Annotated in this window: 20 protein-coding genes; 4 read left to right on the top strand and 16 right to left on the bottom strand. The window is 51.4% G+C overall.

Annotated features, from left to right (window positions below; genetic code table 11):
• Positions 1-6: 6 nt before the first annotated feature.
• From wcaF to wza, 9 genes are all read right to left on the bottom strand, one after another.
• The gene (gene wcaF / locus HBM92_RS08805) at positions 7-555 is read right to left on the bottom strand and encodes a colanic acid biosynthesis acetyltransferase WcaF (RefSeq protein ID WP_001153560.1); all 549 of its coding nucleotides are present in this window, start codon (positions 553-555) and stop codon (positions 7-9) included.
• A 15-nt stretch (positions 556-570) separates the two neighbouring features.
• Entirely contained in the window at positions 571-1317 is a 747-nt protein-coding gene (wcaE, locus tag HBM92_RS08800) for a colanic acid biosynthesis glycosyltransferase WcaE (RefSeq protein ID WP_000927020.1), read from the bottom strand.
• A gap of 10 nt (positions 1318-1327) precedes the next feature.
• Positions 1328-2545 carry a colanic acid polymerase WcaD gene (gene wcaD / locus HBM92_RS08795; protein ID WP_000107791.1) on the bottom strand — a complete coding sequence of 406 codons (1218 nt, stop codon included), beginning with the start codon at positions 2543-2545 and terminating at the stop codon, positions 1328-1330.
• The gene (gene wcaC, locus HBM92_RS08790) at positions 2520-3737 is read right to left on the bottom strand and encodes a colanic acid biosynthesis glycosyltransferase WcaC (RefSeq protein ID WP_001023933.1); all 1218 of its coding nucleotides are present in this window, start codon (positions 3735-3737) and stop codon (positions 2520-2522) included. Before wcaC ends, wcaD begins: the two co-directional genes overlap by 26 nt.
• Complete coding sequence (gene wcaB, locus HBM92_RS08785) at positions 3734-4222, bottom strand: colanic acid biosynthesis acetyltransferase WcaB (RefSeq protein ID WP_000888713.1); 489 nt, start codon at positions 4220-4222, stop codon at positions 3734-3736. The genes wcaC and wcaB overlap by 4 nt, the downstream gene beginning before the upstream one ends.
• Positions 4223-4224: 2 nt before the next feature.
• Positions 4225-5064 carry a colanic acid biosynthesis glycosyltransferase WcaA gene (wcaA, locus tag HBM92_RS08780; protein WP_000654487.1) on the bottom strand — a complete coding sequence of 280 codons (840 nt, stop codon included), beginning with the start codon at positions 5062-5064 and terminating at the stop codon, positions 4225-4227.
• A 92-nt stretch (positions 5065-5156) separates the two neighbouring features.
• Positions 5157-7319 (bottom strand): tyrosine-protein kinase Wzc, encoded by a 2163-nt coding sequence (wzc, locus tag HBM92_RS08775; protein WP_000137183.1) that lies wholly within the window; start codon positions 7317-7319, stop codon positions 5157-5159.
• 2 nt (positions 7320-7321) lie between these two features.
• Complete coding sequence (wzb, locus tag HBM92_RS08770; RefSeq protein ID WP_000482901.1) at positions 7322-7765, bottom strand: low molecular weight protein-tyrosine-phosphatase Wzb; 444 nt, start codon at positions 7763-7765, stop codon at positions 7322-7324.
• A gap of 5 nt (positions 7766-7770) precedes the next feature.
• On the bottom strand, positions 7771-8910 hold the full coding sequence (gene wza / locus HBM92_RS08765; protein ID WP_000978105.1) for a polysaccharide export protein Wza: 1140 nt from the start codon (positions 8908-8910) through the stop codon (positions 7771-7773).
• Positions 8911-9218: 308 nt separating this feature from the next.
• On the opposite strand from wza, the gene HBM92_RS08760 reads away from it, so the two are divergent.
• Positions 9219-9368, top strand: a complete 150-nt coding sequence (locus HBM92_RS08760) for a hypothetical protein (protein WP_162829205.1) — start codon at positions 9219-9221, stop codon at positions 9366-9368.
• Positions 9369-9568: 200 nt separating this feature from the next.
• Positions 9569-11152 (top strand): TerC family protein, encoded by a 1584-nt coding sequence (locus HBM92_RS08755; protein ID WP_001327390.1) that lies wholly within the window; start codon positions 9569-9571, stop codon positions 11150-11152.
• 67 nt (positions 11153-11219) lie between these two features.
• On the opposite strand, the gene asmA is transcribed toward HBM92_RS08755, so the two are convergent.
• The 3 genes from asmA to udk form a co-directional block, all read right to left on the bottom strand.
• A complete protein-coding gene (gene asmA, locus HBM92_RS08750) occupies positions 11220-13073 on the bottom strand; it encodes an outer membrane assembly protein AsmA (protein ID WP_001252367.1) in 1854 nt (617 codons plus the stop codon).
• A 21-nt stretch (positions 13074-13094) separates the two neighbouring features.
• Positions 13095-13676: a dCTP deaminase gene (dcd, locus tag HBM92_RS08745; RefSeq protein ID WP_001234777.1), complete on the bottom strand. Its 582-nt coding sequence runs from the start codon at positions 13674-13676 to the stop codon at positions 13095-13097.
• Between the two features lie 91 nt (positions 13677-13767).
• A complete protein-coding gene (udk, locus tag HBM92_RS08740; RefSeq protein WP_001295424.1) occupies positions 13768-14409 on the bottom strand; it encodes a uridine kinase in 642 nt (213 codons plus the stop codon).
• Between the two features lie 317 nt (positions 14410-14726).
• On the opposite strand from udk, the gene HBM92_RS08735 reads away from it, so the two are divergent.
• Entirely contained in the window at positions 14727-18044 is a 3318-nt protein-coding gene (locus tag HBM92_RS08735) for a diguanylate cyclase (RefSeq protein ID WP_000043712.1), read from the top strand.
• A 109-nt stretch (positions 18045-18153) separates the two neighbouring features.
• On the opposite strand, the gene alkA is transcribed toward HBM92_RS08735, so the two are convergent.
• On the bottom strand, positions 18154-19002 hold the full coding sequence (gene alkA, locus HBM92_RS08730) for a DNA-3-methyladenine glycosylase 2 (protein WP_000288390.1): 849 nt from the start codon (positions 19000-19002) through the stop codon (positions 18154-18156).
• 133 nt (positions 19003-19135) lie between these two features.
• Here alkA and yegD point away from each other — a divergent pair, with 133 nt between their 5' ends.
• Entirely contained in the window at positions 19136-20488 is a 1353-nt protein-coding gene (gene yegD, locus HBM92_RS08725; protein ID WP_000469706.1) for a molecular chaperone, read from the top strand.
• 12 nt (positions 20489-20500) lie between these two features.
• On the opposite strand, the gene yegI is transcribed toward yegD, so the two are convergent.
• The 3 genes from yegI to HBM92_RS08710 are packed head-to-tail and all read right to left on the bottom strand — an operon-like array spanning position 20501 to position 23855.
• Positions 20501-22441: a protein kinase YegI gene (yegI, locus tag HBM92_RS08720; RefSeq protein WP_001327388.1), complete on the bottom strand. Its 1941-nt coding sequence runs from the start codon at positions 22439-22441 to the stop codon at positions 20501-20503.
• Positions 22438-23199, bottom strand: coding sequence for a protein-serine/threonine phosphatase PphC (pphC, locus tag HBM92_RS08715; protein ID WP_000119037.1), 762 nt, complete (start codon positions 23197-23199; stop codon positions 22438-22440). The genes yegI and pphC overlap by 4 nt, the downstream gene beginning before the upstream one ends.
• Positions 23196-23855, bottom strand: coding sequence for a vWA domain-containing protein (locus HBM92_RS08710; protein WP_000003165.1), 660 nt, complete (start codon positions 23853-23855; stop codon positions 23196-23198). Before HBM92_RS08710 ends, pphC begins: the two co-directional genes overlap by 4 nt.
• Positions 23856-24063: the final 208 nt, after the last annotated feature.

The raw sequence follows: 24063 nt of genomic DNA, 5'->3' as shown, positions 1-24063 counted from the left end.
TTGAATTTATTCAGTTTCAACGCGTTTGCGTATCACCACTGCGGGGTTCCCCCGGCAAACCACATTTGCCGGAAGCGATTTAAAAACACTGCTTCGCGCACCCACGACGGTGCCGTCGCCGATCGTGACGCCAGGGGCAACAAAGACATCGGTTGCCAGCCAGCATTTCTCGCCAATCACAATAGGCGTGGCGTTAATGGTGAAATGTTGACTTGCATGGTCGTGGCTCCCGGTGCATAAATAACTTTTTTGCGATATCACCGAATGTGCGCCAATGGTTATTTCACCGAGGGTATATAAATTGACCTCATCGCCGACCCATGCGTAATCACCTAAGGTTAATTTCCACGGATAGGTAATTTTTACTGACGGACGAATAACTACGTTTTTTCCTATTTTTGCGCCGAATAAACGTAATAAAAATGCCCGCCAGCGATACAATACTTGTGGCGACCAGGCAAATATTGTTGCCTGTACTGCCCACCACAATTGCACTTTAATAGCGTTGCCACCCCGGAACCCTTTCGGCACCGAGAATCCACTTAAATCCTGCATCGTTTTCCCTTATATTCAGCTTTTGTTATATAAGGCTTTCGTCTTTGAGGTCGTATGTTGGCGTAAATGCCAGGATAATTCAGCCCAAAAGCCAGGCACGTGCAATATCTGCCGTTGGACTTTTTTGGCGTCAGCACACAATTCCATATTATTGGTGGTAGATACCCCACCCATAGAAAATTCAGACACCAGGCCATTGAGTTTTTTAAATGCATAACCGGCTTTATACATTTTGGCCGCCAGCGCGTAATCGGAAGAAACTTTATATTCCAGGTCATAACGCCATTTCTTCAAGCCGGACACCGGGAAAAATATCGCCTGATGACTGGCGGGCAGGCTGTGGTAAATATACCAACCCGGTTTGGCGCTACGTTTAATTTTATGCCCATCGCCAAAATCCAGCAGCGCATCGCCGGTGATCATCATGTTATCTTTTTGCACTTTTAACTTACGGACAAAATTTGCGGCATCCTGATGAAAAATATCGCCTGAATTGAGAAACAGCGCGAACTTGCCTTGCGCCATTTCAATACCTTTGTTCATGGCGTCGTAGATACCGTTATCTGGTTCGCTGACAAAGCGTAGGTTATAGATACCATTGAGATTTTCCAGATACTCACGGGTGCCGTCGTTGGAACCGCCATCAACAACAATCCATTCGAAGCTGATAACGTCCGCCTGCGCCAGATGCGCCAGCGAGGCATGTGTTTTGACTATCCCTGCGAGGTTACGAAACGCGACAGTGATTATGCTAAGCAACATGCTCTTATTCTTACCTCGTAATATTTAACGCTTTTCGCAAAATAAACGGACAGACGATTAAAAATGCATATTCCGGGCTAAATATCGAACCGGTAAAAAACAGCGATACCGGAGTAAAAAGATATAATTGCACGCGAAAATTGCGGTTATCACCAAAAGCGTTGATCATCATTTTTATCACTTTCCCCATGTACCACAGTGATAAAAGCACCGCGAACCAGGAAAAATAAATAATCAGCAGATACAAACCATTGTCTATGGTTTTTCCGACATCCGCACCGTTAAATATTCCGAATGATGCGACATATTCATAAAGTGAGCCAAATCTGACTACACCGTCAATATGGGTCAAAGAATAACCGACCATCACCAGCGGACCGACAATACGATAATATGATGACGATCCTTCCGTACCTAAATCGCCCAGACGGGTGGAAATATAAGGAAATGCAATTACCACACCAACCAGGAATACAGCCATAGAAATCAATGCTAACGGTAACTTTTTCTTAATCGCCTCTTTATTCAGATATTGAAATGCCCACTCCAGCAAATAAAACAGGATAAAGGTCATAACCCCTGAAAACGATCCGGATAATATTATCCCTGCGAGAATCATAGCATCGGTTTTAGGCGTTTTGATACCAAACTGTTTGATGCTGAGCCAAATTGAGATTAATGCCAGAGCGAAAAATGCCGGTTCGAAATAAAGTGCTGTCGTGCGCTTGCCGCCGAATTTGATGAAATTCAGCACATAGCTGTTGCTGTAAATCAGATATTTCGAAATCGACTCCATAATACTGCTGCCACCGGTGAGGATAATTTGCGCCATCTCCACCGCCGCCAGCGCCACCACCAACCCGACCACCAGATAAAAAAAGCGTAATATCTTGCGGTGGTTGTGGGGCGAAATCGTTTTAAAGCGAATACTCCACACCATGCCAATAATGATCACAATATAGACAAACAGCATGGTTGAAGTGACGTATTTACCGGCATCCAACGACTGACCAAACAGGTAGTTAAACGCCGTGAGCCCCGCGCCAATCCCTAAGGCAATCATCAATTTTTTAACGCTGATGCGCTCTAAAAACAGCAGTAACAAGACAGGTAAAAAAGTGACGATGGTGATGGGGAAACTTTCGCCAAGCTGGGCGATTTTGACGTTAACCAGCAGGTAGATCAGCGGCAGCAGCAGGTAGCTACAGATTCTGATAGAAGTTGACATACTCCTCCAGCATCTGTTGTCCACTGTAGGCGGCGCGGCTGCGCTGGCTGAACTCAGCCAGCGTGGTACCAAATATCGCCTGTGCGATTTCCGGTTTGCTTAACTGCACCAGTTGCAGCACCTCTTCTTCGCTGACGGTTTTACCGCCGGATTTTTGCAGCACTTCCCGCGCCGCGTCGCTATGGGTGGCAATCACCGGCACGCCAATCGATAACGCCTCACACAAAATCAGCGGGTAGTTATCGACGCGAGAACTGAACACCAGCGCATCCATCTGGTTGAGCGCGCTCATCAACTTGCGCTTGTCAGTTTCAAAGCCGTGATTAACAACGTTACCAGCGGTGAACGGCGAGAACTTACCGAAAGTATGCAGTTCGATTTTGTCGCTCAGCGCCATCATCTCGCGCACCAGTTGCTGCTTAGTTTTGCCGTCGTAACGCAGATCATGCGCCACCACTGCGATTTTCGGCTTGCCCTGGGTTTCGCGTACCGGAGGCAAGTCCGCCAGAATCGCTTCGGTTGCCATATCAATGCCATTATTGATAATCCGGCAACGCCCTGGACCGTACAGACTATTGAAAGCATCAGCCACATGCTGGCTGGGGGAAATAAACTGACAGCCCAGTGCCAGCATCTCGCGGAATAACTGGCGTTTACCCGCCACCAGCTGGTGCGCGCGATCAATCTTCACCGGTGGATAGTTATTTAAGGTCGGGCATTTCTGGCAGCCCGTTTTCCAGCCTTCGCAACCGTCGGTAAAGGCGCAGCGTCCGGTAACGCTCCAATGGTCGTGTAGCGTCCAGACCAGAGTGACATCCGGTTTATGGTTTTTCACTTTTTCGCAAAAGCGCACCACGCTCTTAAGATTCAACCAGTAGCTGTGCAGCACATGAAAATGCAGAACCACCGGGCCCGGTGTGCGAGTAATGGTGCGATATAACTCATTGAAATTGCCGAACAGATCGCGATTAAGCAGACGAAACAACGCAATGTTCGCCATCGCGGTCATCCGTGGCGTATGTTTGATGACCTGCGGATAGTTCTGATGGCTGACGCTCTCTTTGCCGCCTTTGCCGTAGCCGTAGACAAAATGTGACGCCAGCCCCTGTTGCAGCGCGCGCTGGTGGAGATCTAACGCCACACCTGCTGCCCCGCCTTCCGCCAGTCGCACATTAAATTGCAGAATATTCATTTAATTACCTTCACTCGCGCTTTTTCTCCCACCACCAGCGCGTTGTCCGGGACAGAGTCGAGCACCACGCTGCCCGCGCCCACGGTGACGTTGTTACCAATCGTGATATCACCAAGAATAATGACGTTGGCACCGAGTTCGACGCCGTTGCCAATGTGTGGACATGCCATGTTATCGGCACCACGATTGCCGATAGTGACGCCGTGACGAATGGTGAAATCATCCCCCGCGACCACGTTTTTATTGATCACTACGGCGTAACCGTGATGGATAGTAAAGCGTCGGCCTATGGTCGCGGCGGCCTGGATTTCATAACCGAAAAAGCATTCGGTGATAATGCGATACAGCACCAGCAGCGGGGCCGCCCAAAGATTGTTGAGGACGTTCTTTTTGCGCCACACCGAACAAAAATGAGCGGCACGATAGGCAAGAACCATGCAGCACGGGCGTAAACTCCAGCTGTTGGCGCGCAGATCTTCCAGCATCTTTAGCGCCCCCGAATACCATCAGCCAGACGTTTGCCGTTACGCACCGACAGCAGCGTCAGCAAAGTGCGCCAGGTCATGCGTTTATTGCGGATCTGGTAGAGGGTAAACAGCTGATATTTTTTGCTGGCGCGGTCGAATTTGTCTTTGTGCTTGCGGTAAAAGTGGAAGTATCCGGAGAATTTTTTCGGTGACGAGGTGATCTGCATTTCGCCGTGATTGATATGCAGGATCTGCGTCGCCTCTTCCACTTTCCACGGTTCGCCGTACTCCACCACCATCCGCAGGAAGATGTCGTAATCCTGTGCCGCTTTCAGTTCGGTATCGAACAAGCACTCTTTGAAACGCCACGCCCAGGTAAAGACCTGATTGCCAATGATATTGCGTTTGTAAAACAGGCGGCGTGAATACGGCGATTTGGGATACAGCGGCAAGCTTGCCGGTTGGGAATAAACTTCGCCCTGGCAAACGTAGTCGTTAGCGTACAAAAAGGCGTGAGTGACCAGTTGCTGTTTATGGGCGAGGAAGACGCTCAGGCGGTTGGGTGTCCATTCATCGTCGTCATCGATCCCGGTGATGTATTCCCCTTGCGCCAGCATAATCGCCTGGTTACGTACCGCGCACGCCCCGCTGTTAATGTCGTTGTGAATGTAAGTGATGCGCGGATCGTTGAGGGCGGTGACGTACTGTTGTAGTTGTTCCCAGGAGGTGGAGCAATCATCCACGATAATCATCTCCCAGTTGTTGTAGTCCTGGCGCAGGACCGATTTTATCGCCCGAATCGCCAGTTGTTGGCGGTTCCAGGTCGGCATATAGATTGAAATCAGCGGATTGTCTTTCATAGGTTGTTCTCCCGGCTTATGAGCTGGTTTGCTTGCCGGATGCGGCGTGAACGCCTTATCCGGCCTACGGGGCGGTGCGAATGCAAGCGTCGTTATTTCGCATCCGACTTATATTCGTATTCGTAATAGCCATAATCCTGATACGCGCTGGCGCGGCGGAAGATGGAGTTCAGAATCACCCCTTTCACCGGAATACCGTTTTGCTCAAAGCGGCTCAGACTGGTTTCCACTTCTTTCAATGTGTTGACCGCATAACGCGCCACCATTAACGTGGTTCCGACATGACGACCAACAATTGCCGCATCGGTCACTGCCAGAATCGGCGGCGTATCAATCAACACCAGGTCGTAGTTTTTACTCGCCCAGTTCACCAGTTCGGCAAAGCGTTCGCTCATCAACAGTTCAGAAGGATTTGGCGGTACCTGACCGCGCGGGATCAGGTCAAATTTGGCAATAGAGGTCGGTTTAGCCGCGGTAGTAATATCGCCCTGTCCAATCAGAATTTCCGACAGGCCATTAACGTTATTAGTGCCCAACAGCTCGTGGGTGTAACCTTTGCGCATATCGCAGTCGATCAACAACACCCGTTTATTGGTCTGGCTAATCACCGCCGCCAGGTTGGCGCAGACAAAGGTTTTACCGATTGACGGGCTAACCCCGGTCATCATCAACACATTGTTCTGTGCCTGCATCATCGCGAAGTGCAAACTGGTACGCAGACTGCGGATGGCTTCAATCGCCAGATCGGTTGGATTCCCCACCGCCAGTAGCTGGCTCTGTTTATAGCGTTTAATCCCTTTGATGGTTTTGACGCTATCGCGCGCTTTCTGCCACTCCGACAGCGGGATGCTGGCATAGACACTGATACCGTGTTCTTCCAGCACCTGCGGGCTTTCGATGCCGCGATTAAACAACGAGCGCAGCAGCACACCCACGATAGAGAGCATCAGGCCAAGGATAATCGCCCCGAGGATAATCAGCCCTTTCTTCGGTTTTAGCACGCCAGGCTGGGTGATTGCCGGGTCAACAATGCGCACATCGCCGACGGTGCTGGCTTCGGTGATTTTCAGCTCCTGTTCTTTATTCAGCAGTTGCATATAGACCTGCTGCCCAGACTCGACATCGCGGGTCAGACGGACAATTTCCTGCTGGGTTTTCGGCATCGCCGTTACGCGACCATTAAGTTTGGCTTTTTCGTCTTCCAGCGCCTGCCGTTTCTCCAGCAGCGTGCGGTACGCCGGATGAACTTTGGTGTACAGCTTGGAGATTTCCGCCTCTTTAAAGGTCAGTTCGTTCAACTGCGCGTCGATGTTCACCATCGAATCGAGCACCGCTTTCGCTTCCAGCGGCAGATCAACAGAATCTTTATCCTGACGGAAGGCATTCAGTTTGTTTTCGGCAACATCAAGGCGGCTACGTACTTCCGGTAACTGTTGCGCGAGGAAGGCGAGGCTTTTCGACGCTTCCGCCGATTTGCGCTCAATATTTTGCTCCTGATAGTTACGGGCGATGCTGTTAAGAATGTCGCGGATCTGTTCGCGATCTTCACCGGTATAAGTCAAGCTCAGTACGCCTGCGTCTTTGCCGTTCTCCGTTACCGTCAGGCTGTTTTGCAGTTGGTTGATCATCCCCAGCGTGGAGTATTTGGTGACGGTAAACTCACTCCCCGGGCTGGCGTGAATAGCTTCAACCATCAGCGTGACGCCTTCTTTTTTCAGCATCTGGCCCGCTTGCCCACGGGCGCTAAAGCCGCCATCACTGCTCAGGGTGTAGTTTTTGTCATCAAGCACATTAAGCGTAAACACCCGATCCGCCATCTCTTTCGGGCGGTTAAAGGTGGTCACTTTCACCGTCTCGTTCTGACGTCCCATCAGGCGATCCCAGCCCGCACCGAAAATCGGGAACGTGTTTTTGCTCACCGCAATATCGAGGTCGAGATCGTCCACCGTTTTACCAAGCACCAGACGCGAACGAATCAACTGGATCTCGGCGTCCGATGCTGGCGGTTTGTTGGCTAATGCCGAACCAATGTCCTGCACTAACGAATTGCCACTGTTTTGCTCGATTTGTACCAGTGCGTCGGCACTATAAATCGGCGTGGCGAAGAAAGTGTAAACCACGGAACAGAGGGCAAATACAGCGGTGATGCCAATCACCCACCAGCGCGCTTCAATGACGGTGCCGACCAGGCGACCAATATCGATTTCATCACTGCCCGTTACCGGAGCGGCATGTTGTTTTACTTTTTCTGTCATTCTTATACCTGCTCTGCGTTCAATGCCTGCGCCCACTGGCGGGCAGACCGTTCAAGTAATGTGTACACCGCTGCAAACGTTTCCCGGCTTTTGCGATACGGATCGGGGATTTCACATTCGTTATCCCAGTGACCAAACAGCATCACTTTGCCGCGCATCTCAGGTGCCATCTCGCATAAGCGTTCGATATGGCGCTTTTCCATGGTCAAAATCAGGTCGTAGTTGCGACACAGGCGACGGCTGATTTGCCGTGCACAGTGACCTTCCAGAGACAGTTGATGTTCTGCGGCGACGCTGATAGCAGTAGGGTCAGCGCCCTTACCGACCAGCGCGCCGAGTCCAGCGGACTCCACTTTCAGCTCCGGGTGATAACGTTGCAGTAAGCGTTCCGCCGTCGGGGAACGGCAAATATTGCCGACACAGACAACTAAAATGTTGTTAAACATGACGATTACCAGTTATGAATGTCGCTGGCTGTATCCGTCATGTAACGGACACCGCTAATAGTTGGCAGCAACTGATTGATCAGACGGTTCCAGCGGGATACCGGGGCGGTGGTGACATACACCACGTCATAAGGTTGCAGGCGGAATTCTGTCGCCATTACCAGCGACGTCGCATCGGACATATCCAGCTGGTAGATATTGGCAATCTTGCCGTTACGCCCGCTCTCGCCTTTCAGCGGACGAATGACAAAGATGCCGCTGGCGTTGGAGGTGGTCATGTCGATGCCTTCAGCATTGCCCAGGGCTTCAGTCAGGGTCATGCCGCTAAAGTCCATTTTCAGGGTGCTCTGTTTCTTCACTTCACCCATCACAAACACTTTCAGATCATCATTACGTGGCACGTAAAGAATATCGCCGGGGTAAAGCAGTCGGTTCTGATTGAGGTCGCCGTTTTGCATCAGCGCCTGCAAAGAAATGCGCTCTTCACGACCATTGTGTGTTAGCACCACGTTGCGCCAGTCAGCGGTGTCGGTCAGGCCACCTGCGGCGTTGATAGCGTCGAGAATGGTCAGAGGCACGTTGGTAATCGCCTGTTGACCGGATTTATTCACCTGACCGGAGATATAGGCTTTTTGCGAGCGGAAGGCGGCGATATTAACGTCCACCTGCGGGTCAGAGATGTACGTCGCTAAGCGCCCGGTAATATCACTGCGGATTTCAGCGAGCGTTTTCCCCACGACGTGAACCTTGCCGATATACGGGTAGAACATGGTGCCGTCAGGCTGTACCCAGTTGCCGGTGTCGCTGGAGCTGCGGTACTGACCGGCTGGCGTGGTGAGTTCCGGGTGATCCCAGACGGTGACATTAAGAACGTCCCCCGGCCCGACGCGATACTGGTAATTCGCGATCTCACTTTCCAGCGTCATATTGGGGCGCGCTACGTTGGGTCGTGGGCGTAATTGATCAATCAGGCGCGGGGTTAACGGATAAACATTCACCATTTTGTCGAGGTCGAAATCAGCGTCCTGCTGTTTGATGACGTCTTTCCCCATCGTCGACATATTGCTGCCCGGAAGTACTGTGCAACCGCTTATCAAGGTTACTGACACCAATAATGGCATCAATTTCATTTTGGATTTCATCATTGTTTATTTATCACTTTGGCAGAGTAATTATCCTGTGCACTATTAATAGCAATGTCGCCATGCACATTTACCTTGCAGTTAATTGAATAAAAATTTAACTGGCATCAGTCCTAAAAAAATTGATTTCATCCGCAGGCTATTGACAGAATAATTCAGACTGGTCTTTCAGGCATCCAGACACGCTACCGCCCCTGGCTTTTTAGCTACCAATACACTGATTTAGTTTAATTTTTCAAACCCTCTCTGCATACAGTCGTTGATGAGAAAGGGTTATTGCGGAAATTAATTTCCGAATATAAGGTGACATTATGGTAATTGAATATTGGCTCTCCAATAATGCAGGAGGAAGTGTTACAGCTAACGGAATAGCAGGCAAGGTAACAATTCGGCAATTGGCTATTTTTAAGAATTATATTAAGTGTCATTCAATATGGTTTTTAGGAGTTTCTTTAGGTTGACAATATTTAATATGGCGTCTCCACATGCGATATTTCTTAAATAACACTTTATTATTACCACTTATAATTCGGGGATAATGTGAAGTTATAACCCTCAAATAATATGAGATAAATAGTGCTGCAACATTGCATTTTTGCCCCGATTTATCCATGATCGAATTGTGACATTTGTCATACAACGAATAGGTTTTGTACTTACTATGGAATGGATTGCCGATCCGTCTATCTGGGCTGGATTAATCACGCTGATTGTGATCGAACTGGTCCTCGGCATTGATAACCTGGTCTTTATTGCCATCCTCGCCGAAAAACTACCGCCTAAGCAGCGCGACCGCGCACGGGTTACCGGGCTCCTGCTGGCGATGTTAATGCGCCTGTTACTGCTGGCGTCAATCTCCTGGCTGGTCACCCTGACTCAACCGCTGTTCAGCTTCCGCTCGTTTACCTTTAGCGCCCGCGACTTAATCATGCTGTTTGGTGGTTTCTTCCTGTTGTTCAAAGCCACGATGGAGTTGAACGAACGGCTGGAAGGGAAAGACAGCAATAACCCCACACAACGCAAAGGTGCGAAGTTCTGGGGGGTGGTGACACAAATTGTGGTGCTGGACGCCATCTTCTCACTCGACTCGGTGATTACCGCCGTCGGGATGGTCGACCATTTACTGGTCATGATGGCCGCCGTCGTTATCGCTATTAGCCTGATGTTGATGGCCAGCAAGCCGTTAACCCAGTTTGTTAACAGTCACCCGACGATCGTTATTCTCTGCTTAAGCTTCCTGTTGATGATTGGCTTTAGCCTGGTGGCGGAAGGTTTCGGCTTCGTCATTCCGAAAGGCTACCTGTACGCTGCCATTGGTTTCTCGGTGATGATCGAGGCGCTCAATCAGTTGGCTATCTTTAACCGGCGACGTTTTCTTTCCGCTAACCAGACACTGCGCCAGCGGACTACCGAAGCGGTAATGCGCCTGCTTAGCGGGCAAAAAGAAGATGCGGAACTGGACGCCGAAACCGCGTCTATGCTGGTGGATCATGGTAACCAGCAAATCTTTAATCCGCAGGAACGGCGGATGATTGAGCGGGTACTTAATCTTAACCAGCGTACCGTCAGCAGCATTATGACGTCGCGCCACGATATTGAGCATATCGATCTCAACGCGCCGGAAGATGAGATCCGCCAGTTACTGGAGCGAAATCAGCATACGCGGCTTGTCGTTACTGATGGCGATGACGCAGAAGATTTGCTCGGTGTTGTTCACGTTATCGACCTGTTACAACAGTCACTGCGCGGCGAACCGCTCAACCTGCGGGTGTTGATTCGCCAGCCGCTGGTGTTCCCGGAAACCTTGCCGTTGTTACCTGCCCTGGAGCAGTTCCGTAATGCCCGCACACACTTTGCTTTTGTGGTGGATGAGTTTGGCTCGGTGGAAGGGATTGTGACATTAAGTGACGTCACTGAAACCATTGCCGGTAACTTACCGAACGAAGTGGAAGAGATCGACGCCCGCCATGATATTCAGAAGAATGCGGACGGTTCCTGGACGGCGAATGGTCATATGCCGCTGGAAGATCTGGTGCAATATGTGCCGTTGCCGCTGGATGAAAAACGTGAATATCACACCATTGCCGGGCTATTGATGGAATATTTGCAACGTATTCCAAAACCTGGCGAAGAAGTTCAGGTGGGGAATTATTTGCTTAAAACGTTGCAGGTGGAAAGCCATCGCGTGCAGAAGGTACAGATTATTCCGCTGCATAAGGATGGCGAGATGGAGTACGAGGTGTGATGGCATGTAGGCCTGATGCGACGCTTTACGCGTCTTATCAGGCCTACAGGACAGCTCACCAGGTAACCTACATCTTCTCCAGCAACTTCTTCACATCTTTGCCATTGCGGGAATCTTTATTCCGCTCGGCCCAGTCGTTAAGACGGCGTTTTGCTTCATCCTGTAGATGTTTACGCAGTAACTGATCCACTTGCAGGCTGTAATTAAGTTGCTGCCAGTTGCCATAAACCCGCAGCGGTACTGGCGTTTCTTTGAGGAAATCAATCAGTTTGCTTTCTCCGTTCCAGCCACCCACGACCCGAATATCAAACTGGGTGTCGCAGGTTTGCTCCGCCAGATTCAACGTACCAGCCCCGGAAAGCGCCAGCATGGGCGATTGACCTTGCATGTCGTTTAACGTCACGACGCCATCCTTCAACGTCAAATCGGTGGTAAAGCGGTCAAGACGCGTCACGTTATCGAAGTTTTCAGCGGCCTTCACATCACCACCATTACGTTCTACCGCTTGCTGAATCATCTGCTGGAAGTTCATCCCTTCCATGCGTGTGTCGGTCATTTCGACATGTGCCTGTCCTTGCCAGTTGTGGCGGAATGCGTCGGCATCTATGTCAGCACCGGAGAAATCACCAGCCAGTGACATCTTTCCGGTCAACGAAATCGGATAGTTAAACGCCTTCAGAATGGTGCCAATCTCAACGTTTTCCAGCCGTGGCTGGAAGTTTATCCGCGGATTTATTGATGTCGCGTCCAACGTGCCCGGCAGTGAAACCTGTCCACCGTTAAGTTTGCCCTGCAGTTGAGTAATTTCCAGCAAACCCGACTTGTTGGTCATTTGCGTGGCAACATCTGTAAAATTCATTCCGCGCCAGCGCACGTTACTGGCCTGCAACAAAATATCAGCCGTAAAGCCTTGCAGTCCCTGATAGGCCGGTTCATCAATACGCGAAGAAATGACCGGGCGCGGCAACGTTGATTGGCTCTGCCCTTGCTGCGCGGCACCGTTCTCACCGTTCGCTGTTTCATTAAGGGGGATGAGGTTGTCAAGATTCAGTTGCGGGAATTGCAGTCTCAGCTGCCATTCCGGTTTCTCTGTCAACGTGACCTGTGCTTGCCCGCTCAGCGTACTGTCATTGGCGGTCAAACTAATTTGGTTAAATGAAAGGCGTTTATGTGACTCCTGCCACTGGACCTGGAAACTCCCCTGCCCCTGAATACCTTGTTTTGGTAAATCGGCACCCTGCAACTGCCAGTTAATTTGTTCAATAGCCGCCGTTAAATCATGCGGATAATCAGAAGCATCCACCGTACCGTTAAGGGATAATGTGAGATCGCGCTGATCGCGATTAACCCGCCCGGAAAACTCAAATGAGCCACGATGTTGGGGATCTTGTTCCATTTGCAGGCGGATATTGCGGATTGTCACCTGCTCGTCATCTTCATGCTGGAACACCAGAACGCTGTCCGCCACCTTAAGACTGGATATATCAAACGACCATCCGCGATCGTCTGACAGATCCGGCAAGGTATTGTCGCGCGGTGCAACCGGAGCGTCTTCACTGCGCACTGCTTCCGTCTGCGGCGTCAGTTGGATCACTGCCCCTTTTAGCATCACCTGCTTAACGCTCAGTTGATGACTCAGTAGTGGTAAAAGCGCCACGTCCAGACGCATGTTGTCGGCGCGAACCAGTGGCTGGCTTGCGCCCTGGGCGGTGAGAGACATTCGCCCGGAGAGGATACTAAGCTGCGGCCAGACGTGCCAACGCAGTGGCCCGTCGAGCTGCAATTGATAACCGCTACGTGCAGCAACTTGCTTGACCATATAGTCGCGGAAATCATTCGGATTCACCAGCAACACTAACGCAGATAACCCGGCCACCAGCACGACCAGGAGTATCATCAGCGTCGTCAGAAATCGTCTCATGGTATCCTCAATGGGCCTGAATTAGTCTTTATCGATTCGGCTGGCTACCGCGCCCTGCTGGTTGCGATATTTCGCATCTTCACGGCGGTTGTAAGGTCGCGCCGCCGGGCCGGAGAGCGGCTCAAAGCTCAGCGCACCAATTAACATGCCCGGACGCAGCGCCAGCGGCAGCTTACCGGAGTTGTAAAACTCCAGCACAATGCAGCCAGACCAGCCCGGATCGATACGGTGCGCGGTGACGTGCACCATCAGCCCCAGACGCGCCAGTGAAGAACGCCCGTCCAGCCAGCCCACCAGATCGGCTGGCAGCGTCACCGACTCCAGCGTCACCGCCAGCGCCAGCTCTCCTGGGTGAAGATAGAACGCCTCGCTTTCATCGAGAACGATCTCATCGCTCATCACGCGGTCAAGCGCGGCGCTCACTTCATCTTTGGGACCGCTCAGATCGATAAACGCTGCCGTGTGACCACGGAAGGTACGAAATTTATTGCCCAGGCGCACATCCACCGTCGCGCCGTTAATACGCTCCACTGGCGGACGTGGGTTGATCGACAAACGGCCTTCATCAAGCCAGGCTTCAATATCTCGGTCACACAGACGCATGGCATTTTCTCCTTTCGAGCATCACTCCCTTAACGCCAATTACGTCAAGGGCATACCAGGTTATCACTGAACGGTACACAATTTATCAAGCTTATTCAAAGAACTGACTTATTTTCGCTTTCAATATATCGATCGCGATGCGGTTTTTCCCGCCGCGCGGCACGATAATGTCCGCATATTGTTTAGAAGGCTCAATGAATTGCAGAAACATCGGGCGCACGGTTTTTTGATATTGCGCCATCACTGAATCCATTGAACGCCCACGCTCGTTAACGTCACGCTTGATGCGGCGCATCAGGCAGATATCCAGCGGGGTATCAACGAAAATGGAGAAGTTAAGTTCGTCACGTAAACGCGCATCCGTCAGCAACAAAATGCCTTCGAGAATGATGACCTTCTTCGGCTCAACCGTCACCGTTTCTTTCATACGCGTATGTTCAACATAGCTGTAAACCGGCAGGTCAATTGCCGAGCCGCGTTTCAACGCTTGTAAATGCTCAAGCAGCAGGCTGTGATCCATCGCGCTGGGATGGTCGTAGTTGGTCTTAACGCGTTCTTCCATCGACAGATGGCTTTGATCTTTGTAATAGCAGTCTTCGGGAATTACGCCGATGTGTTCATCACCGACTTGCTCACGTAATTCACGATAAAGGGTACTGGCAATAAGACTCTTGCCGGAAGCCGATGCGCCAGCGATACCGATAATGACGCACTGATGAGACTGATCAGTCATATATTTAGCGACCTGATTAACCTGGATGTTAGGAAGGGGGCGACGAAGCGCCAAACGCGGCAATTATAGGGATTTCATCCGCCTGATACCAGTCGAATAGCGTTGCCGCGCGCTCAGAGTTAATTGTTGACGAAGAATTCCCGGTGGCAAATTACGTTGATCAGTTTTATACAAGGTAAAAAATGTTATACGCAGTTGCGCAAATTATCCGCCTTTACGTCACTTTATGAGCAATTCGCATATAAAATGTAAAACTTTTGTACTAGCATAAACACAGAAACGAATACTGGCGACCTGGCCTTGCGGATAAAGCGGTAATGAGCAAACAATCACAGCATGTATTAATTGCCCTGCCCCACCCGCTGCTTCACCTGGTCAGTTTAGGTTTAGTCTCGTTTATCTTCACCCTTTTCTCACTTGAGCTTTCGCAGTTTGGCACCCAACTCGCCCCACTGTGGTTCCCGACCTCCATCATGATGGTGGCGTTTTATCGCCATGCCGGGCGCATGTGGCCGGGAATTGCGCTGAGCTGCTCGCTGGGAAATATCGCCGCATCCATCCTGCTTTTTTCCACCAGCTCGCTGAACATGACCTGGACGACCATCAATATTGTTGAAGCCGTGGTCGGGGCAGTGCTGCTACGTAAATTGCTGCCGTGGTATAACCCCTTGCAAAATCTGGCTGACTGGCTGCGTCTGGCACTCGGCAGCGCCATTATTCCGCCTCTGTTGGGGGGTGTTCTGGTTGTCCTGCTGACGCCCGGAGACGATCCTCTCAGGGCATTTTTGATATGGGTACTGTCAGAATCCATCGGCGCTCTGGCACTGGTGCCGCTGGGATTGTTATTTAAACCACACTATCTGCTGCGCCATCGCAACCCAAGGTTGCTTTTTGAGTCGCTGCTCACGTTAGCCATCACGCTGACGTTAAGCTGGCTTTCGATGCTGTATCTGCCGTGGCCTTTTACTTTCATTATTGTGCTGTTGATGTGGAGCGCCGTGCGCCTGCCACGAATGGAAGCCTTTTTGATCTTCCTTACCACGGTGATGATGGTGTCGCTGATGATGGCCGCGGATCCCTCCCTGCTTGCTACGCCGCGTACGTACCTGATGAGCCATATGCCGTGGCTACCGTTTTTGCTGATCCTGCTGCCCGCCAACATCATGACGATGGTGATGTATGCCTTTCGTGCGGAACGCAAACACATTTCCGAAAGCGAAACCCGCTTTCGGAACGCGATGGAATATTCCGCTATCGGCATGGCGTTAGTGGGCACCGAGGGACAATGGCTGCAATCCAACAAAGCGCTCTGCCAGTTTCTCGGTTACAGTCAGGAAGAGCTGCGCGGACTCACCTTTCAGCAACTGACCTGGCCGGAGGATCTCAATAAAGATCTCCAACAGGTTGAAAAGCTGATAAGCGGTGAAATAAACACCTATTCAATGGAAAAACGTTACTACAACCGCAATGGCGATGTTGTCTGGGCGTTGCTTGCCGTCTCACTGGTGCGCCACACGGATGGCACGCCGCTCTATTTTATCGCTCAGATTGAAGACATTAACGAGCTAAAACGCACCGAACAGGTCAATCAGCAACTGATGGAGCGCATCACGCTGGCCAACGAAGCGGGCGGGATTGGCATCTGGGAGTGGGAGCTGAAGCCGAATATTTTTAGTTGGGATAAGCGGATGTTCGAGCTGTATGAAATTCCTCCGCATATCAAACCGAACTGGCAGGTGTGGTACGAGTGCGTGCTGCCGGAAGATCGCCAGCACGCCGAAAAAGTGATTCGTGATTCGTTGCAATCACGCTCGCCCTTTAAACTGGAATTTCGCATTGCCGTGAAAGATGGCATCCGCCATATCCGCGCCCTCGCCAACCGGGTACTGAATAAAGAAGGCGAGGTCGAACGCCTGCTCGGCATTAATATGGATATGACGGAGGTTAAACAGCTTAACGAGGCATTGTTTCAGGAAAAAGAGCGCCTGCACATTACGCTGGACTCCATCGGCGAAGCCGTGGTCTGTATTGATATGGCAATGAAAATTACCTTTATGAATCCAGTGGCGGAGAAAATGAGCGGCTGGACGCAGGAAGAAGCGTTAGGTGTTCCGCTCCTGACGGTGTTGCATATTACTTTTGGCGACAACGGACCATTAATGGAGAACATTTACAGTGCTGACACCTCACGTTCCGCGATCGAACAAGATGTGGTATTGCACTGCCGGAGCGGCGGCAGCTACGACGTGCATTACAGTATTACGCCGTTAAGTACTCTGGACGGCAGCAATATAGGCTCGGTACTGGTGATTCAGGACGTTACCGAATCACGCAAAATGCTGCGCCAGCTGAGCTACAGCGCCTCCCATGATGCACTGACGCATCTCGCCAATCGCGCCAGTTTTGAGAAGCAACTGCGTATCCTGCTGCAAACGGTAAACAGTACGCATCAGCGACATGCCCTGGTGTTTATCGATCTTGATCGCTTTAAAGCGGTGAATGACAGCGCCGGGCATGCGGCGGGCGACGCTTTACTGCGCGAACTGGCGTCGTTGATGCTGAGTATGCTGCGCTCCAGCGACGTGCTGGCGCGGCTCGGTGGTGATGAATTTGGTCTGCTACTGCCAGACTGCAATGTTGAAAGCGCTCGTTTTATCGCTACACGCATTATCAGTGCCGTGAATGACTATCACTTTATATGGGAAGGACGTGTGCATCGGGTAGGTGCCAGTGCCGGGATTACCTTGATTGATGACAACAATCATCAGGCAGCTGAAGTGATGTCGCAGGCTGATATCGCCTGTTATGCCTCCAAAAATGGTGGCCGGGGCCGGGTGACGATTTACGAACCGCAGCAAGCTGCCGCACATAGCGAACGGGCAGCGATATCGCTTGATGAACAGTGGCGGATGATTAAAGAGAATCAGTTGATGATGATCGCCCACGGCATCGCTTCGCCACGGCTCCCGGAAGCAAGTAATTTGTGGCTGATTTCACTTAAGCTCTGGAGTTGCGAAAGCGAGATTATTGATGAACAAACATTTCGTCGTAGCTTCAGCGATCCGGCACTTAGCCATGCTCTTGACCAACGGGTATGCCACGATTTTTTCCAGCAGGCCGCAAAAGCGGTTGCCAGTAAAGGCTTAAGCATCGCCCTTCCCCTTTCCGTTGCTGGTTTGAGTAGCGCCACGCTGGTGAATGAACTGCTTGAGCAGCTGGAAAATAGCCCTCTACCAGCACGGTTATTACATCTGATTATTCCGGCAGAAGCGATTTTCGATCACGCAGAAAGCGTGCAAAAACTGCGGCTGGCGGGATGTCGGATCGTATTCAGTCAGGTAGGCCGCGATCTGCAAATCTTCAACTCGCTGAAAGCAAATATGGCAGATTACCTGCTACTTGATGGTGAGTTATGCGCCAACGTGCAGGGTAATTTGATGGATGAGATGCTGATTACGATTATTCAGGGGCACGCTCAGCGACTCGGGATGAAAACCATCGCCGGGCCAGTCGTTTTACCCTTAGTGATGGATACGCTTTCGGGCATCGGCGTCGATCTGATTTATGGTGATGTGATTGCCAATGCCCAACCGCTGGATTTGCTGGTGAATAGAAGTTATTTCGCGATTAACTAAGGGAGCGTTTGCCCATTGCCTGATGCGACGCTAACGCGTCTTATCAGGCCTACAAATCGCTCATTCCCCAGGCCGGATAAGGCGCTCGCACCGCATCCGGCGACCAACGTCATGCTTCGTCTGGTTGCCAGCCTTCCGTATACCAGATATGCAACAGCGCATAAGAACGCCAGGGCTTCCAGCGTTCGGCATAACGGCGGATTTGTGCCGGCGTCATTCCCGGAAATCGCTGTTTAATCAGATAATCATCCGGCAGAAAAACATCTTTCGCCTGCCAGCCACGCAAAGCAAAATAATTTGCAGTCCAGCGCCCGATACCCGGAAAGGTTTGCAGCGTTTTCATCGCTTGTTCTACGTCGCCCGGTATTGTCATTGGTAAGGTGCCCTCCAGCGCCGCATTTGCCAGATGAATCAGCGCCTCTGCCCGTTTCAACGGCATACCTAACGCTTTTAATGCCTGCAGGTCGGCTACTGCCAGCCGCTGAGGCGTGGGGAAGCAGACATAATCCGGAAAATCATCCAGCCGTTCGCCATAAAGCTGTGCCACTCTGGAGGTCAATTTTGCCGCCATCGCCACGCTCACCAGTTGGCCTAAAATCGCCCGCACGCCCTGCTCAAAAGCGTCAACACAACCAGGTAAACGCAATCCTGGCCGCGCCGCGCCTAACTTGCCCAACGCACCGTTAACAATCTGCGGGTTACATTGCAGATCAAACAGGCGGCTCATTTTCGCCAGACACTCTGCGGCAACAGGTTCTAAACCTGCACTTAAATTTATGTGCAGAGTATGGCGGGCTATATCCGGAATAGCAGTCACCACGCCGCGATATTCGCCTACCGCCAGACTACGGGCATAATAACTGTCCGCGACCGTTTCCACGCCGCTCACCGCACGGGCGGCGAGAAATCCCAACATCCACGACCAGTCATACGGCGGCTGCCAGTTCAGGGTATACATCGCATCTCCTTGTTAATCCGCTTTCAGCATAAACGTTATTCAGACGTTACGCTTTGCTTTCATATTCCGGTTGTCGCGACGGCAACATTTCGCTAAAGTCACGCCCCTTCTTCACCGGCATGGGGATTATTTCGTGTTTATTGGTTTTGATTACGGTACAGCAAACTGTTCAGTGGCGGTCATGCGCGACGGTAAACCGCATTTGCTAAAAATGGAAAACGACAGCACGCTGCTGCCTTCAATGCTTTGCGCGCCAACGCGTGAAGCTGTAAGCGAATGGCTGTACCGCCATCATGATGTTCCGGCAGACGACGATGAAACGCAGGCGCTGTTGCGTCGGGCGATTCGTTATAACCGCGAAGAAGATATCGATGTTACGGCGAAAAGCGTGCAGTTCGGTCTTTCCTCACTGGCACAGTACATTGATGATCCAGAAGAAGTGTGGTTTGTGAAATCACCAAAATCGTTCCTCGGTGCCAGCGGCTTAAAACCGCAGCAGGTAGCGCTGTTTGAGGATCTGGTCTGCGCAATGATGTTGCACATTCGCCAACAGGCGCAGGCGCAGCTGCCGGAGGCAATTACTCAGGCGGTGATTGGTCGCCCGATCAACTTCCAGGGGCTGGGCGGTGATGAAGCAAACACCCAGGCGCAAGGGATTCTGGAACGCGCGGCGAAGCGTGCCGGGTTTAAGGATGTGGTATTCCAGTACGAGCCGGTCGCGGCTGGGCTGGATTACGAAGCCACCTTGCAGGAAGAAAAACGAGTGCTGGTAGTGGATATCGGCGGTGGTACGACTGACTGTTCATTGCTGCTGATGGGGCCGCAATGGCGTTCGCGTCTCGATCGTGAAGCCAGCCTGCTGGGTCATAGTGGTTGCCGTATTGGTGGTAACGATCTGGATATCGCACTGGCGTTTAAGAACCTGATGCCGTTACTGGGCATGGGTGGCGAAACCGAAAAAGGCATCGCCCTGCCGATTCTGCCGTGGTGGAATGCGGTTGCGATCAACGACGTTCCTGCGCAAAGTGATTTCTACAGTAGTGCTAACGGTCGTCTGCTTAACGATCTGGTACGCGATGCCCGTGAACCGGAAAAAGTGGCCCTGTTACAGAAAGTCTGGCGTCAGCGTTTAAGCTATCGCCTGGTGCGTAGCGCAGAAGAGAGCAAAATCGCCCTTTCAAGTGTAGCGGAAACCCGCGCCTCACTGCCGTTTATCAGCGATGAACTGGCTACGCTGATTAGCCAGCAAGGGCTGGAAAGCGCCCTCAGCCAGCCACTGGCGCGGATTCTGGAACAGGTGCAACTGGCGCTGGATAACGCCCAGGAAAAACCGGACGTTATCTACCTGACCGGCGGTAGCGCCCGTTCGCCGCTGATTAAAAAAGCGCTGGCAGAACAGTTGCCGGGCATTCCGGTTGCAGGCGGCGATGACTTTGGCTCCGTCACCGCCGGGCTGGCACGCTGGGCGGAAGTGGTGTTTCGTTAATTGAAAAATGGCTCAGCAACGGCTTAAATCTGCCTGCGCCTGAGCCAGTTTTTCTGCCGCCTGACGTAGCGGTTCCATCAACGGCATGGTCCGTGCTGGCGCATGAAGGCGGAATCGCTGCAACTCTGTCGCACCGACAGTCAGCGCCGATTCCAGCCGATGTCGTTTGGCGGCTATTTTTGCCATTACCGCTTGTCTGTCTGCAGGCGTTACCGCTTCGTTCGGCCTGAACACAAAACGGCGTTCACAGCTCGCTTTCCAGTCGATAACCGCCTGGGTCAGATGATCACCAAAACCTTTTACTTGCTTAACGCTCCGTCGGGTAACATCCGCTGCTGTTTCAATACCAAAGGACCGTAACGCCGCTTTACGCGCAGGGCCAACGCTGGGAATAGAGGCAACATCAATAAAAAATCCCTCCAGAAACTTCTGCTTCTGCCGTTCCCTTGCGGTGTCGTGAAGTGCTACCAGAGCGCGTTTCTCTTCTTCCGGTAACCCGAGAATTTCGTCCTTCATTTTTTCGAGCATCGCCCGTTTGGCGATAAAACCTTCCAGCCCGCCCAAGTGTTGGATCTGGCTGACTAAATGGTCATAGTCCATTTTCGCGCGATTAAACGCCTCACGGCGTTGCTGGATTTCTGCTTTGTACGCTTTGCTTGTCAGGCTGCCAATAATCCAGATAGCCGCCAGCACAGGAATCAAAATAATATAACGCGGTTCTGCCTGAAGGCCGCAAAGCAACAGCGATAACGCTGACAGTGCGATCTCAATCAGAATGATGTATTCGCGCCGTAACAGGCCTGAAGGAAGCGGCCTGCCAGTCGGTTGGAAATGATCGGGTAATGGCAGTTGCAATGCTGGCGGTGCTACTGATGCCATCACCATCGCCCAGACTCTCGCCAGCACAAAATCACCGCCGGTGGTAATGACCTCTTCGCCGAGATCAATAAAATAGATAACGCCTTGATTATCCAGCGCACACCACGGGCAGTCAGTCAAATGAGCGGGGTAAACATGCATTGCCGAAACGGTACATTTCTTTAACTGTTGGCGTAGTAAATCAAGTGCCGCTACCCACGCTTTTGCCGTCGGACGCCCGGTTGCCACGCCACTTTCCGTGAATGCCTGCTGAAACATGGCTTCAACATCGCCCGGTAACATCGACAGCGGAATCGATCGTGGCGGCGGTTTTAAACCACGTCGCTGATTATCTGAGGCGTAGGCATAACGGAAATGGGCAATATCCGTCTCCAGCGCATTACCTGCATCAGAGATAAGCGGTACACCGGAATAAGGATGCCGCCCACCAAACAAGATGTGAAAAATCAGCAACGCAAGGCCAAAATTATCGTGATTCGCGGTACGTTCAAAACCGACAAATGATGGCAAGGTTTGTAGCTCTGGCGGCGTAAAATGCGACACGCCGACTTCGCATAAATGCAGTGTGCCATTGGCGTTAATCTGAAAGGAGTCACTATCGATCAACACCACTTTGCTGTCGCGACCTACCATAAAGCTGTTCTGGTTTACGTCCCCCACGACGTGCCCGTGCTCGTGAACCGTAGCAAAAGATGAAGCAATATTGCGCGCAACATAGAGTAGAAAATCCCACGCACAATGAGGGTAACTCTGGCGACGATGTGCCGGGCTATAGATCATATGAATCGGTTCTTTACCAGAAACTTTTGGCATCATAAAACCGATAACTTTTCCGCCTCGTCCACCGTGAAGCGTTGCCTGCGGCCAGGCGACATAATTCAACAACTGCGCGTCAGCTGTCGCAGCCATAAAGGCAAGTTTGTCCTGTTTTAAGGCGGGTGGCGGCGTGTGATAAATCTTGGCGACGCTATCGACAAACTCCTCGATATCATAAACCGCACCTTCGCCGCCTTTGCCCAGTTCACGGCCTGGCGTAACGCACTCACCAGTAGCAGTATATAAAGTGGGTTTCATGGTAACCACATAGCCAGTGCCAACGTTTTATCATCATCCGTACGCTCGTTTACCGCCGGGCTGGACAAAAACTGCTTTAACAATTCAGGTAATAAATCGAGTTGTTCCTGCGTTGCTGACGCCAGTCCATTGAAAAACGGGGTAAAGAAAGGCACATGCGGAGAATTATCCAGCATATTTAACGCCAGTCGCTGAATACCATCCGTAAATGCTGCAACTTTATGCGCGCGCTCAGTGCTGGTGAAAGTTTCCAGTCTGGAAACGGCATCTTCATCAGTAATGAAGTGCGTCATATTGGCATATTCCCCCACCATCGGCGTGAGCGGCAGTTGCAAACCGTGCCCCAAATCTACCACCACGCCGCCATCGCCAATCTGCATAATCAAGGTGCCATTAGCTGATGAAATCAATCCCAAAAACGTGCAGGCAAAATCGCGAACCGCTAATTCTTTGGCTTCCGCCTCGGCAAAAAGTCGCTGACGAATGGTCAGCACAATGTCCGTTGCGAGGACATCATTAAGCCCCAATTCCCCGCCCTGCACTTTTTGCGACATATAAGCCATCGCTTCATTGACGGCGAGCATCGCACCTTCGCCTCCCTGCGAGGCGCTACCTGCGCCATCAGCGACAAATACCGACAATAATGGCTGCTGGTCATTTAGCCAGGCAACCTGTATCTGGCAGGCATCCTGGCAAGGCAAGTCCGCACTGATGTGCGACGTTCCAACGGCTGATGCATAGACCAGTCGCCAGCTCACACTGACGTCCAGCCTTTTGGCGCTTCCAGCACAACTTCCGTTCCCGGCGTGGAGCGGGAAACCGAACGCAGCGAACTGGATAACCAGCTAAACAGTTCACGGAATTGTAATCCCTGCAGTGGCAAAGGCTGACGAACGCTGATTTGTGCCAGCGTCTTCATATCCGCCCCCTGAACGCCGATGGTAAAGAAGGCAAACTTCTTATCTTCTTCCCCCTGAAACACTTTGTTGGCGGCAGCCTGCCACTCATCGGTTGGTGCACCATCGGTGATCAGGAAAATCCACGGACGATAATAGGAAATACCATTGGCACGATATTCACGTTTCCGCTCCTCAACCATATCCAGGGCTTTGGTAATGGCAGAGCCCATTGGTGTATCGCCCTGGGCAAACAGGATGGGCGGGAAAAAATTAGCGGCGCTGGTAAAGGGTTGTTCCACATGCACCGGGCCGAACGTCACAATGCCGAGTTCCACTCTTTTTAAGGCCAGCGAATCGGCAAGCAGCTCATCGCGAAAGGTAACCAATCCGGCGTTAAGTTCATTAATGGGTCTACCGTTCATAGAACCAGAAACATCCAGCAGCAAAATGCAGGGGCAACGTGGTTCCGGGTTACTGGCAAAATCGCTGGTGGCAAACGTGATTTGTTCGCTCATAAGAAATCCTTTCTTAGAGAATTATTGAGGTCCAGTATCATACCGACTGCAATAATGAAATAAGAGCAAACGAAGAAACTTTCAGAATTAGGCCCGGCAGCGCAGAAGATTTTGCTATTCGCCTCGCAAGAACGTGGGCTTACAGATTGACAACAAGGGTTGAGTGACATAATTTCAGGAGTGAGGGTAGAGCGGGGTTTTCCCCGCC

Origin of the sequence: Escherichia sp. E.sYA108, from assembly GCF_011754335.1 — a bacterium.
Lineage (GTDB): Bacteria > Pseudomonadota > Gammaproteobacteria > Enterobacterales > Enterobacteriaceae > Escherichia > Escherichia coli.
This window is presented reverse-complemented; position numbering and strand designations above follow the sequence as displayed.